This is a genomic window from Aquicoccus sp., from assembly GCF_041686535.1.
In the GTDB taxonomy this organism is placed as follows: domain Bacteria; phylum Pseudomonadota; class Alphaproteobacteria; order Rhodobacterales; family Rhodobacteraceae; genus Aquicoccus.
Genome location: NZ_JAWLDS010000099.1, coordinates 1 through 10854, shown reverse-complemented (window position 1 = coordinate 10854; position 10854 = coordinate 1). Strand labels below are relative to the sequence as shown.

At 64.8% G+C, this 10854-nt stretch carries 12 protein-coding genes and 1 pseudogene; 4 read left to right on the top strand and 9 right to left on the bottom strand.

Translation table 11 applies throughout. From position 1 onward, the window contains the following. The 7 genes from mmsB to ACESL9_RS15145 all read right to left on the bottom strand — a co-directional run. Positions 1-734 (bottom strand): 3-hydroxyisobutyrate dehydrogenase (gene mmsB, locus ACESL9_RS15175; RefSeq protein WP_372675103.1); only part of this gene is annotated, 734 nt, incomplete at its 3' end. A gap of 11 nt (positions 735-745) precedes the next feature. Continuing rightward, entirely contained in the window at positions 746-1774 is a 1029-nt protein-coding gene (locus ACESL9_RS15170) for an enoyl-CoA hydratase/isomerase family protein (protein ID WP_372612177.1), read from the bottom strand. 124 nt (positions 1775-1898) lie between these two features. Continuing rightward, a complete protein-coding gene (locus ACESL9_RS15165) occupies positions 1899-3044 on the bottom strand; it encodes an acyl-CoA dehydrogenase family protein (RefSeq protein WP_372612179.1) in 1146 nt (381 codons plus the stop codon). Positions 3045-3152: 108 nt separating this feature from the next. Then, positions 3153-4286 (bottom strand): carboxylate-amine ligase, encoded by a 1134-nt coding sequence (locus tag ACESL9_RS15160; RefSeq protein ID WP_372612181.1) that lies wholly within the window; start codon positions 4284-4286, stop codon positions 3153-3155. A 78-nt stretch (positions 4287-4364) separates the two neighbouring features. Further along, a complete protein-coding gene (locus ACESL9_RS15155; RefSeq protein WP_372675102.1) occupies positions 4365-4772 on the bottom strand; it encodes a hypothetical protein in 408 nt (135 codons plus the stop codon). A gap of 169 nt (positions 4773-4941) precedes the next feature. Next, positions 4942-5361: a hypothetical protein gene (locus ACESL9_RS15150; RefSeq protein WP_372675101.1), complete on the bottom strand. Its 420-nt coding sequence runs from the start codon at positions 5359-5361 to the stop codon at positions 4942-4944. Positions 5362-5423: 62 nt separating this feature from the next. Then, the gene (locus ACESL9_RS15145; RefSeq protein ID WP_372612187.1) at positions 5424-6923 is read right to left on the bottom strand and encodes a CoA-acylating methylmalonate-semialdehyde dehydrogenase; all 1500 of its coding nucleotides are present in this window, start codon (positions 6921-6923) and stop codon (positions 5424-5426) included. A gap of 147 nt (positions 6924-7070) precedes the next feature. On the opposite strand from ACESL9_RS15145, the gene ACESL9_RS15140 reads away from it, so the two are divergent. The 3 genes from ACESL9_RS15140 to coaD all read left to right on the top strand — a co-directional run bounded on the left by ACESL9_RS15140 (position 7071) and on the right by coaD (position 9046). Then, positions 7071-7946 (top strand): LysR family transcriptional regulator, encoded by an 876-nt coding sequence (locus ACESL9_RS15140; RefSeq protein ID WP_372612205.1) that lies wholly within the window; start codon positions 7071-7073, stop codon positions 7944-7946. A gap of 65 nt (positions 7947-8011) precedes the next feature. Further along, positions 8012-8446 carry a CBS domain-containing protein gene (locus tag ACESL9_RS15135; protein WP_372612189.1) on the top strand — a complete coding sequence of 145 codons (435 nt, stop codon included), beginning with the start codon at positions 8012-8014 and terminating at the stop codon, positions 8444-8446. 105 nt (positions 8447-8551) lie between these two features. Beyond that, entirely contained in the window at positions 8552-9046 is a 495-nt protein-coding gene (coaD, locus tag ACESL9_RS15130) for a pantetheine-phosphate adenylyltransferase (protein ID WP_372612191.1), read from the top strand. 26 nt (positions 9047-9072) lie between these two features. On the opposite strand, the gene ACESL9_RS15125 is transcribed toward coaD, so the two are convergent. Beyond that, a complete protein-coding gene (locus tag ACESL9_RS15125) occupies positions 9073-9216 on the bottom strand; it encodes a hypothetical protein (protein ID WP_372612193.1) in 144 nt (47 codons plus the stop codon). 90 nt (positions 9217-9306) lie between these two features. Next, positions 9307-10305 carry a type I glyceraldehyde-3-phosphate dehydrogenase gene (gene gap / locus ACESL9_RS15120; protein ID WP_372612195.1) on the bottom strand — a complete coding sequence of 333 codons (999 nt, stop codon included), beginning with the start codon at positions 10303-10305 and terminating at the stop codon, positions 9307-9309. 241 nt (positions 10306-10546) lie between these two features. Between gap and ACESL9_RS15115 the strand changes: the two are divergent. Beyond that, a pseudogene (locus tag ACESL9_RS15115) lies at positions 10547-10854 on the top strand (site-specific DNA-methyltransferase); the annotation flags it as partial.

Below are 10854 nucleotides of genomic sequence, written 5' to 3'. Positions count from 1 at the left end.
GCCTGTTGCGAAAGGCGCAGATCCTTGAGCATGAGGTCGGCCGCAAAGCCGGGCTTGTAGTCGTTGTCGGCCGGGCTTTGCGGGCCGATGCCGGGCGCCGGGCAATAGGCGTTCATCGACCAGCTGTAGCCCGAGGAGGTCGAGACCACGTCGAACATCTTCTGCCGGTCGAGGCCGAGCTTGTCGGCCAGCGCGAAGGCTTCGCAGGTCACGATCATGGTCGCGCCGAGAATCATGTTGTTGCAGATCTTGGCGGCTTGCCCGGCCCCCGGATCGCCGCAATGCACGGCCTTCTGGCCCATGATCTCGAACAGGGGTTCGGCCTTGGCGAAAGCCTCCGGGCTGCCGCCGGCCATGAAGGTGAGCGTGCCACCCGCGGCACCGCCCACGCCGCCCGAAACCGGCGCATCGACCGGCAGCAGGCCCGCGGCGGCGGCCTTCTCGGCGACGGCGCGGGCGCTTTCGACATCGACGGTCGAGCAATCGACGAACCCTGTGCCGGGGGCCATGGCGGGAATGATCTCGTCGGCGACGCTGCGCAGGATCTTGCCATTGGGCAGCATGGTGATGACCACGTCCTGCCCGCTTGCGGCCTCGGCGGCGCTGTTGGCCATGGTCACGCCCTCGATCGTGACTTCCGCGGTGTCAAAGCCTGTCACCTCGTGACCCGCCTTGGCCAGGTTCGTGGCCATGGGCGCGCCCATGTTGCCCAGTCCGATGAATCCGATTTTCATGGTTTCCTCCCTCAGAATGTCAGTTCGTGTTCGCCCAGCGGCGCGAGCATGTCGGCGACGGCACTGGATGGCAAGTGGTCGGGGTCGTGTTGCCAGCGCGGCTTGCGGTCCTTGTCGATGATCGCGGCGCGGATGCCTTCGAGGAAATCGCCATGTTCCATCGCGCGGAAGGTGAAGCGGTATTCGAGGGCGAGCGCGTCGCGGATGTGGGTGTTGCCCTTGAGCCTGCGCATCATCTCGAGCGTGCAGGCGACCGAGAGCGGCGAGGCGCGCGACAGGGACTTGCGCGTTTCGGCGGCGAACTCGGAGTCGCTCGTGCCCAGCGCGGCGAGAAGCGCGGGCAGGTCGGGGGCGGCGAAATGGCTGTCGATCTCGGGGCGCAGCGCATCGAGCCTGCCTTGGGGCGCTGTGGCCTTGGCCTGATCGAGGCAGGTGGTTTCGCCGGTGGATTCGAGCTCGGCGATGAGGGCGGGCCATTGATCGTGCGGGATGAAAAGATCGGCAAAGCCAGCGAGGATCGCGTCGGCAGGCCCCATGCGCGCGCCGGTGGTGCCGAGGTAAGCGCCCAGGTGCCCCGGCGCATTGGCCAGGATCATCGAGCCGCCCACGTCGGGCACGAGGCCGATGCCGCATTCGGGCATGGCGATCTGGCTTGTCTCGCCCACGACCCGGTGCGAGACGTGACAGCCCACGCCCATACCGCCGCCCATGGTGAAGCCCTGCAGGAACGAGACGATGGGTTTGTCGTATTCCGCGAGCATGGCGTTCATGCGGTATTCGTCGCGCCAGAAGGTCCGACCGAAATCGTAATCGCCCGCCTTGCCGGTGGCGTAAAGCTCGGCGATGTCGCCGCCCGCGCTGAACGCTTTCTCGCCCTCGGCGTCGATCACGACGAGGGCGACGTCATCATTGTCGCGCCAGTCCTTGAGTGCGGTGTCGATCGCCTCGACCATTTCATAGGTGACGGCGTTGAGTGCCTTGGGGCGCCGGAGGGTGATGCGACCGGCGCGTCCGGTGATGGTGGTGGTGATGTCGGTCATTTTTCCATTGCTTTGCGTTGAATGCCGGCCCGGCGGCACGCCGGGCAGCGCCCGACCCGCCCCAAGGGCGGGCGCTTTTGCGCCCACCCCGGGCCGGGCGCTGCCCTCTGTTGAGTGATCCGTCTCATGCCGCGTCGGCGATCATCTGGCGCGAGACGATCATGCGCATGATCTCGTTGGTGCCTTCGAGGATCTGGTGGACGCGCAGGTCGCGCACGATCTTTTCGATCCCGTAATCGGCGAGATAGCCATAGCCGCCATGCAGTTGCAGGCAGCCATTGGCTACGTCGAAGGCCGCGTCGGTGACCATGAGCTTCGCCATGGCGCAGAACTTGGTCGCGTCATGGGCGCCGTTGTCGAGTTTCCATGCCGCCTGGCGCAGGAAGGTGCGCGAGGCTTGCAGCCGAGTCTCGAACTCGGCGAGCTTGAATTGCAGGGCCTGGAACTGGTTGATCGGCTTGCCGAATGCCTTGCGCTCGGCCATGTAGGCCACCGTGAGGTCGAGCGCCTTTTGCGCCCCGCCCAGCGCCGAGGCGGCGATATTGAGCCGCCCGCCGTCGAGCCCGGCCATGGCATAGGCGAAACCGCGGCCCTCGTCGCCGATCAGGTTGTCGAGCGGCACCTTGCAATCGTCGAACTGCACCTGCGCGGTGGGCTGGGCGAGCCATCCCATCTTCCGTTCCAGCGCGCCGAAGGAAAGTCCCGCGGTGCCATCCTCGACCACGACGGTCGATATGCCCTTGGGTCCGTCCTCGCCGGTGCGCACCATGGTGACATAGGCATCCGAATAGGAGCCGCCCGAGATGAACGCCTTGGTGCCGTTGAGCACGTAGCCGTCATTGGTTTTCGCCGCGCGGGTCTTCAGCGCGGCGGCGTCGGAGCCGGAGCCGGGTTCGGTCAGGCAATAGGAAAAGACCTTTTCCATCGAACACAGGTCGGGAAGCCATTTCTGCTTGGTTTCCTCGGAGCCGAACTTGTCGATCATGCCGCCGCACATGTTGTGGATCGACAGAAACGACCCCACCGAGGGGCAGGACATCGCAAGCGCCTCGAACACCAGCGCCGCATCGAGGCGCGAGAGGCCCGAGCCGCCGTAATCCTCGGAGACGTAAAGCCCGCCGAAGCCCAGTTCGGCGCATTTGGGCCAGAGCTCCCTGGGGATCGTGCCCTGGGCTTCCCAGTCCTGGGCGTGGGGGGCGATGTGCTCCTCGCCGAACCCCTTGGCCATGTCGAATATGAGGGTCTGTTCCTCGCTCAGTGCGAAATCCATGATGCGGCTCCTCCTCGGTGGAATTGAACGAGTGTTTAATTCCGGATTCTTACACGAGTTTTGCAACGGCTTGAAGGGGCGCGCGCGCATGACGCGGGATTCGGCCCTTCAGAGATCCGCATGATACTCCTCGATCAGGTGGCGCACCACGGCGCGCAGGGCATCGTCGTGGGTCTGGCCGGTATTGCATGCCTCGCGATAGACCCCGCGCTGGCGGTGGGCGGATGTGCCGTCGCGCAGGATGGTGCGGGCATGTTCGATCTCGCGGGTGCAGCCAAGGATGCCGGCGTCCTCGGCGACGAGTTCGAGAATGTCGTCGATTGCCTCCGAAAAGGGCTGGATCGTGTGGGCACCGAAATCGATCAGCCCTTCGTCGACCCCGTAACGCTGTGCGCGCCAGCGATTCTCGGCGATCAGGAAATTGTCGTAGATGCGCCATCGCTGGTTCTTCTGGCTGAGCCGCCAGAGCATCCGGGTGAGCGATTGGGTCAATGCCGCGAGGGTGAGGGCGGTCTCCATGCGCGGTGAAACATCGCAGATGCGCGATTCGATGGTCGGGTAGCTGTGCGAGGGGCGCAGATCCCACCAGATCTTGCTGGCGTCCTCGATCAGATCCAGTTCGACAAGGGCCGAAACCGAGCGTTCGAATTCCCCCCAGGCTTCGAGCCGGGGCGGCAGGCCGGTGCGCGGCAGGTTGTCGAAGACCGTGAGGCGGTAACAGCTCAGCCCCGTATCCTGGCCCTGCCAGAAGGGCGAGGAGCAACTCAGCGCCAGCAGATGCGGCAGGAAATACTTGAGCTGGTTGATCGTGTCGACCCGGCGGTCGCGGTCGTCGATGCCGACATGAACGTGGTTGCCGCAGATCAGCAGGCGGCGCACCACTCCGGCGAGGTCGTCGCGCAGGCTGTCATAGCGTTCCTTGCGGGTGTGATGCTGGTCGCGCCAGTCCGAAAACGGGTGGCACGAGGCGGCGATGGGCGCGAGGTTGAAGGCCGCAGCCTCGTGCGCGACGGTGGCGCGCAGGCGTCTGAGGTCCTCGCGCGCCTCGCCGATGTCGCGGCAGACCTTGGTGCCGATCTCGACCTGGCAGTCGAGGAATTCGGGGCTGAACTGGCCTTCGAGCGCGGCGGCGCAGCGCTCCATCAAGGCCTCGGGGGCGGTTGCAAGATCGAGGCTGTCGCGATCGACGAGCAGGTATTCCTCTTCGATGCCGAGGCTGAAAGCGGGTTCGGTGCTGGCCATGGCGGCCCCCCTTGCGTCTGCTGCGTCTGCACGCGCGTGTCGAACGAGTTTGAGCAGGAAAGGGAATGCCGTGCAAGCTCAGCCGTGGGTCGAGGCCGTGGGCGTGCGGATCAGCGCCCAGTCGCGGGCGGTATCGAGCCTGTCGAAGAGTTCCACGTCGATCGCATCGGAGCTTTCGGCCAGGTTCTGGAAAATCCGCGCGATGCCGAAGGAGATCGGCTCGGGGGCATGGATCGCGATCCGCAAATGGTGACCCGGGCGGGTATAGTTGCGCATGTACATGGAAAACAGGGCATAGGTATCCTCGAATCCGATATCCGTGCCGGTGACCCTGGAAAGGTCGGCCAGATGTGGACGGTCGATGTCGAAACGGGGGTCCCTGATATAGGCGGTGAACATGGCGGCGATTTCATCGAGCGTCACCTCGCCCGCATAGCGCGCGGTGACGAGATGGTCGATGTCATCGATATCGTAAGTCACGGGCATAAAGAGAGTCTCGCGTAAAAGTGGTTTTAATGCGGTTAACTCTACTCAGGGGGATGTAATTCAAAACCACAAAATTTAACCAGTGAACCACCTGTTGCATACGGGTGGCAGGTCATGGCGCGGATCCGGGAGATGTGGTCACGACGCCCCGTTGCGTCATGCGAAGGGGTCAGGCCGTGCGCACCAGTAGGGCTTGCAATTCGGTCTGGGGCAGGCCGAGAAACCCGAGCGCGTCAGCTTCATCGGTAAAGATGCGCGCGATCACGTCCGACGTGCCGTCCCATGAGCGTTGGATCGCCCGGGCGGCGCGCATCGTGTCGGCCGATCCGGTCAGGTAGGCCATGAGGGTCGGCGCCCCGGGCAGGTAGATCCCTTCGGCCTTCTTCGCCTGCATCTTGACGAGCTCGGGATAGTCGAACGCGATCTTGATGACTTGGCGCAGGTCGACAAGCTGTTTCTGGCCGGGGCGGAAATCGGGGTGCGACATGTATTCGTTAAAGACCCGCATCGTGTCGCGCGGGCAAATGGCCCCGCTGTAACACACGTAAACCAATGCCATGTCGGGCAGGATACGAAAGGTCAATGGCATGACAGAAGCCTAGGATCATGCATCGCGCGGTGCAACCCGCGCGATGCATTGAGCTGGTTGGTTCAGTCCATCGCCTTGAAGTGGAATTCGCCACCTTCCTTGAGACCCGAGGGCCAGCGTGCCGTCACCGTCTTGGTGCGGGTATAGAACTTGAAGGCGTCGGGGCCGTGCTGGTTGAGATCGCCAAACACCGATTTCTTCCAGCCGCCGAAGGTGTGATAGGCCAGCGGCACGGGGATCGGCACGTTGATGCCGACCATGCCGATATTGATCCGGCTGGCGAAATCGCGCGCGGCGTCGCCGTCGCGGGTGAAGATCGCGGTGCCGTTGCCCATCTCGTGATCCATCGCGAGCTTGAGCGCCTCTTCGTAGCTGCCCGCGCGCACGGTCGACAGGACCGGGCCGAAGATCTCGGTCTTGTAGATGTCCATGTCGGGGGTGACGTTGTCAAAGAGATGCGGGCCGACGAAAAAGCCGTCCTCGTAACCCTGGAGCGAGAAGCCGCGCCCGTCGACGACGAGTTTCGCGCCCTGGTCGATGCCGGATTGCACCAGCCGTTCGATATTGGCCTTGGCCGCGGCGGTCACGACGGGGCCGTAATCGACATCGTTGCCATCGGTATAGGGGCCGACCTTGAGCTTTTCGATGCGCGGCACGAGTTTCTCGATCAGGCGGTCGGCGGTTTCGTCGCCCACCGGAACGGCAACGGAGATCGCCATGCAGCGTTCACCCGCCGCGCCATAGCCTGCGCCCACCAGCGCATCGGCGGCCTGGTCCATGTCGGCGTCGGGCATGATGATCATGTGGTTCTTGGCGCCACCGAAGCATTGCACGCGCTTGCCGTTGGCACAGCCCGTGCCATAGATGTATTCGGCGATCGGGGTCGAGCCGACAAAGCCCACCGACTGGACCGTGGGATTGTGCAGGATCGCGTCAACCGCCTCCTTGTCGCCGTTCACGACCTGCAAGAGGCCCTTGGGCAGGCCGGCCTCTTCCATCAGCTCGGCCAGCATGAGCGGCACCGAGGGGTCGCGCTCGCTGGGCTTGAGGATGAAGGCGTTGCCGCAGGCCAGCGCGGGGGCGAACATCCACATCGGGATCATGGCGGGGAAGTTGAAGGGCGTGATCCCGGCCGAGACACCCAGTGGCTGGCGCATGGAATACATGTCGATGCCGGGGCCGGCGCCGTCGGTATACTCGCCCTTGAGCAGTTGCGGCGCGCCGATGCAGTATTCCACGACCTCGAGGCCGCGCTGCACGTCGCCGGCGGCGTCGGGCAGGGTCTTGCCATGCTCGCGCGACAGCGCCTCGGCCAGCTTGTCCATGTCGCGGTTGAGCAGGTCGACGAATTTCATCATCACGCGCGCGCGGCGTTGCGGGTTGGTCGCCGCCCAGGCCGGTTGCGCGGCGGCGGCAAGTTCGACCGCCTTTTCGACCTCGGCGGTCGAGGCGAGCGGGGCCTTGGCGATCACCTCGCCGGTGGCGGGGTTGTAGACATCGCCAAAGCGCCCGGACGTGCCCTTGACATGTTCGCCGTTGATGTAATGGGTCAGTTCTTGCATCGGATCCTCCTCGGGTATCGTTCCGCGCCAAGATAGCCTTGCGCATTTGCGGTGAAAAGAGGTAGTTGCCCAAAGCCCATTTTGCATTATTGCAAGACAGGGCAGGGGAAACCAGGGAGAACATCCGTGCAGGCAAGATGGGACGACATGCGCTGCTTCCTGGCCGTGGCGCGCGACGAGAGCCTGTCGCGGGCGGGTCGGCGGTTGCGGCTCGATGCGGCGACGGTCGGGCGGCGCGTGGCGCGGCTCGAACATGACATGGGCGTGGTCCTCTTCACCAAGTCGCCGCAGGGCTATGCGCTGACGGGTGAGGGGCAACGCCTCATGACCCACGTGGCGCGCGCCGAGGCCGCGATGGGCGAGGCAATGGACGACCTGGCCGGGCGGGGCGGGGCCCTGTCGGGCCAGATCCGCCTTGGCGCGCCGGACGGGGCCGCCAATTTCCTGCTGCCGCAGGTCTGTGCCGCGATCGTCGAGGACAATCCCGATCTCGAGGTGCAGATCGTGGCTCTGCCGCGCGTCTTCAACCTCAGCAAGCGCGAAGCCGACATGGCGATCGGGGTCAGCCCGCCCAGTGCCGGGCGGCTGCTGGTCTCGAAACTGACCGATTACCGGCTGCATCTGGCGGCGGCCGAGGTCTACCTGCGCCGCCACGGGCCGGTGACCGGGCTTGACGATCTCGGCGGGCACCGGATGATCGGCTATATCCCCGACATGATCTTCGACGCTGAGCTGGATTACCTGGGCGAGCTGGGCATCGAGCGCGTGGCGCTGGCCTCGAACTCGGTTTCGGTCCAGTTCAACTGGATCCGGCAGGGCGGCGGGCTGGGCGTGGTGCACGACTTTGCACTGCCCGCTGCACCGGGGCTGCGCAAGCTGCTGCCCCGCGAGTTCAGCCTGACGCGCAGCTTCTACCTGATCCGGCACGAGGATGATCGCCGGGTCGAACGACTGAGCCGGTTCGCCGCGCTCCTGACCGAGGGGGTGCGGCGTGAAGTGGCGCGGCTTGAACGGCTGACTTGACAGAAAGCGGTATCCCGGCAACGCTCGATAGGCGGCATTTGCGCGCGCAAGCGGAGGAACAAGCCATGCTGGTGCATCAGATACTGAAATCCAAGGGCGACACTTCGGTGATCACGGTCGCGCCCGGCACATCGGTTGCCGAGGCGGCGCAGATCCTGGCCGAGCGGCGCATCGGCGGGGTGATCGTGTCGACCGATGGACGCAGGGCCGAGGGCATCCTGTCGGAGCGCGACATCGTGCGCAGTCTCGCGCTGCGCGGCGCGGTCTGCCTGAGCGAGACGGTTGACCAGATGATGACCCGCAACCCGGTCTGCTGCTCCAAGAGCGAAACCGCGGACTCGGTGCTCCAGCGAATGACCAACGGCCGTTTCCGCCACATGCCCGTGGTCGAGGATGAGGAACTGGTCGGGATCGTGACCATCGGCGACGTGGTCAAGGCACGGCTCGAGGAGCTTTCGATGGAGAAAGACGCGCTCGAAGGGATGATCATGGGGCACTGAGCCCCGGGCCGGTTTCGGCTGCGCGTCGGGTTCCGCCTTGCAATTCCTGTCGCGATGCTGCAAGGCGCGAAAGATTATTGCGCAACCGCAGAATGGGAGACTCTCATGCGCATCGGCCTTTACCCCGGTACCTTTGACCCGATCACCTATGGACATACCGACATCATCCGGCGCGCGACGCTATTGGTGGACAAGCTGGTGATCGGGGTGGCGATCAACCGTGACAAGGGGCCGCTTTTCGACCTCGAAGAGCGGGTCGAGATGATCGAGGAGGAATGCGCGAGCCTGGCCAAGGACACGGGCACCGAGATCGTGGCGCACCCGTTCGAGAACCTGCTGATCGATTGCGCACATGACGTCGGCGCGCGGGTGATCGTGCGCGGGCTGCGCGCGGTGGCCGATTTCGAATACGAGTTCCAGATGGTCGGCATGAACCGGGCGCTCGATGACAGCGTCGAGACCGTGTTCCTGATGGCGGATGCACGGCGCCAGGCGATCGCCTCGAAACTGGTCAAGGAAATCGCCCGGCTGAACGGGGACGTGTCGAAATTCGTGCCCCCCGCGGTGAACGAGAAACTGCTGGCCAAGCTGGGGCGGTAACGATCTTCCGGCGAACGATCGGCGGCTCAGCGCCAGAAGGCCATCCATTCGATCATCCCGGCGCCCTTGCGGATCAGGAAGAGCAGACCGCTGCCATCCGTTATGTACCAGTCAAGGCCCAGTAATCCCAGGATGACGAGGCCGAGCCCGATGGCGATCTGATTGGTCATGGCGTGCCTTGCGAAACCAAGCCGGCCCGGCGGCTCTGGGGCCGGGTATGCCCCAGGCCGCGGGTCCGATCAAGCGCGGCGATGCCGCGGTCAGAGACGGCCCATCGCCACGGCCACATCGGCCATGCGGCAGGAAAAGGCCCATTCGTTGTCATACCATGCCAGCACGCGCACGAGCCGGTCACCGACAACGCGCGTCTGCGCCGGGGCGAAGATCGAGCTTTCCTCGGTATGGTTGAAATCCACCGACACGAGCGGCGCGGACTCATAGCCCAGCACGCCCTTCATCGGGCCGTCGGCCGCCTCCTGCATGATCGCGTTGATCTCGGCAGCGGTCACGTCGCGCGCGGCGGTAAAGGTCAGGTCGACCGCGCTCACGTTCGGGGTGGGCACGCGAATGGCCGACCCGTCGAGCCGCCCGGCCAGTTCGGGCAGCACCTCGCCCAGTGCCTTGGCCGCGCCGGTCGAGGTCGGGATCATCGACATCGCAGCGGCACGGGCGCGGTAGAGATCCTTGTGGCGACGGTCATGCGTCGGCTGGTCGCCGGTATAGGCGTGGATCGTGGTCATGATGCCCGACTCGATCCCGACCGCGTCGTGCAGCACCTTGGCGACCGGGGCGAGACAGTTGGTGGTGCAGGAGCCGTTCGAGATCATCCGGTCGTCGGCGGTCAGTTGATCGTGGTTGACGCCGAAAACGACGGTCTTGTCCACGTTCTTGCCCGGGGCCGAGAGCAGCACCTTGCCCGCGCCGCGGCGCAGATGCGCGTCGGCCTTCTTGCCGTCGTTGAACTTGCCCGTGCATTCGAGCACCACGTCACAGCCCGACCAGTCCAGCGCATCGAGGTCATATGTCGAAAAGACCTGCATGTCGCCACGGCCGAGGTTCATCATGCCCTCGCCGACCGTCACCTCGCCCGGGAAGCGGCCATGCACGCTGTCATACCTGATCAGGTGCGCCGCTGTCTCGATCGGGCCGGTGGCGTTGATCTTGATCACCTCGATATCGTCGCGCCCCGAGGCGGCGATATGGCTGAGCGTGCAGCGGCCGATGCGGCCGAACCCGTTGATCCCGACTTTGATGGCCATGGACAAGGCTCCTTCCTGGGCTGTGGATTTGGAGCCGTCTTAAGCGGGTTCAACCGGGGCCGAAAGGGGGGGCGCGCGCCGATTTGCACGGTGGTAGCGTTAACGTGCGGGGGGTTGCGCTAACATCCGGGGCGGGATGCGGTTCGCCCGCCATTGCCATTGCGCAGCCTTGCCCCTTAAACTGGATCTTAACCAAACTCACGCCCGATAAGGGCGGACACGGCAACAGGGGGCGCAGGCCATGGGCAATCACCTTTATTACGGCGACAACCTTGCCGTGCTGCGCGAAAGCATCGCGGATGAGAGCGTGGACCTCGTCTATCTCGACCCGCCGTTCAACTCGAACGCCTCCTACAACGTGCTGTTCCGTGGCCCCTCGGGCAATGAGAGCGCGGCGCAGATCGAGGCGTTCGACGATACATGGCACTGGACAGAGGCGGCGGAAGAGGCGTTCGGCGAAGTGCTGCGCTCGGGCAACGGCGCTGCGGCCGAGATGCTGCGCGCGATGCGGTCCTTTCTGGGCGAGAATGACATGATGGCCTATCTGGC

What these genes read in the sequence shown, in the direction of transcription:
- ACESL9_RS15160 (WP_372612181.1), bottom strand. Translation starts at nt 4,286, where the DNA reads ATGGCCAGCACCGAACCCGCTTTCAGCCTCGGCATCGAAGAGGAATAC.
- ACESL9_RS15155 (WP_372675102.1), bottom strand. Translation starts at nt 4,772, where the DNA reads ATGCCCGTGACTTACGATATCGATGACATCGACCATCTCGTCACCGCG.
- ACESL9_RS15125 (WP_372612193.1), bottom strand. Translation starts at nt 9,216, where the DNA reads ATGACCAATCAGATCGCCATCGGGCTCGGCCTCGTCATCCTGGGATTA.
- coaD (WP_372612191.1), top strand. Translation starts at nt 8,552, where the DNA reads ATGCGCATCGGCCTTTACCCCGGTACCTTTGACCCGATCACCTATGGA.
- ACESL9_RS15165 (WP_372612179.1), bottom strand. Translation starts at nt 3,044, where the DNA reads ATGGATTTCGCACTGAGCGAGGAACAGACCCTCATATTCGACATGGCC.
- ACESL9_RS15135 (WP_372612189.1), top strand. Translation starts at nt 8,012, where the DNA reads ATGCTGGTGCATCAGATACTGAAATCCAAGGGCGACACTTCGGTGATC.
- ACESL9_RS15140 (WP_372612205.1), top strand. Translation starts at nt 7,071, where the DNA reads ATGCGCTGCTTCCTGGCCGTGGCGCGCGACGAGAGCCTGTCGCGGGCG.
- gap (WP_372612195.1), bottom strand. Translation starts at nt 10,305, where the DNA reads ATGGCCATCAAAGTCGGGATCAACGGGTTCGGCCGCATCGGCCGCTGC.
- ACESL9_RS15145 (WP_372612187.1), bottom strand. Translation starts at nt 6,923, where the DNA reads ATGCAAGAACTGACCCATTACATCAACGGCGAACATGTCAAGGGCACG.
- ACESL9_RS15150 (WP_372675101.1), bottom strand. Translation starts at nt 5,361, where the DNA reads ATGCCATTGACCTTTCGTATCCTGCCCGACATGGCATTGGTTTACGTG.
- ACESL9_RS15170 (WP_372612177.1), bottom strand. Translation starts at nt 1,774, where the DNA reads ATGACCGACATCACCACCACCATCACCGGACGCGCCGGTCGCATCACC.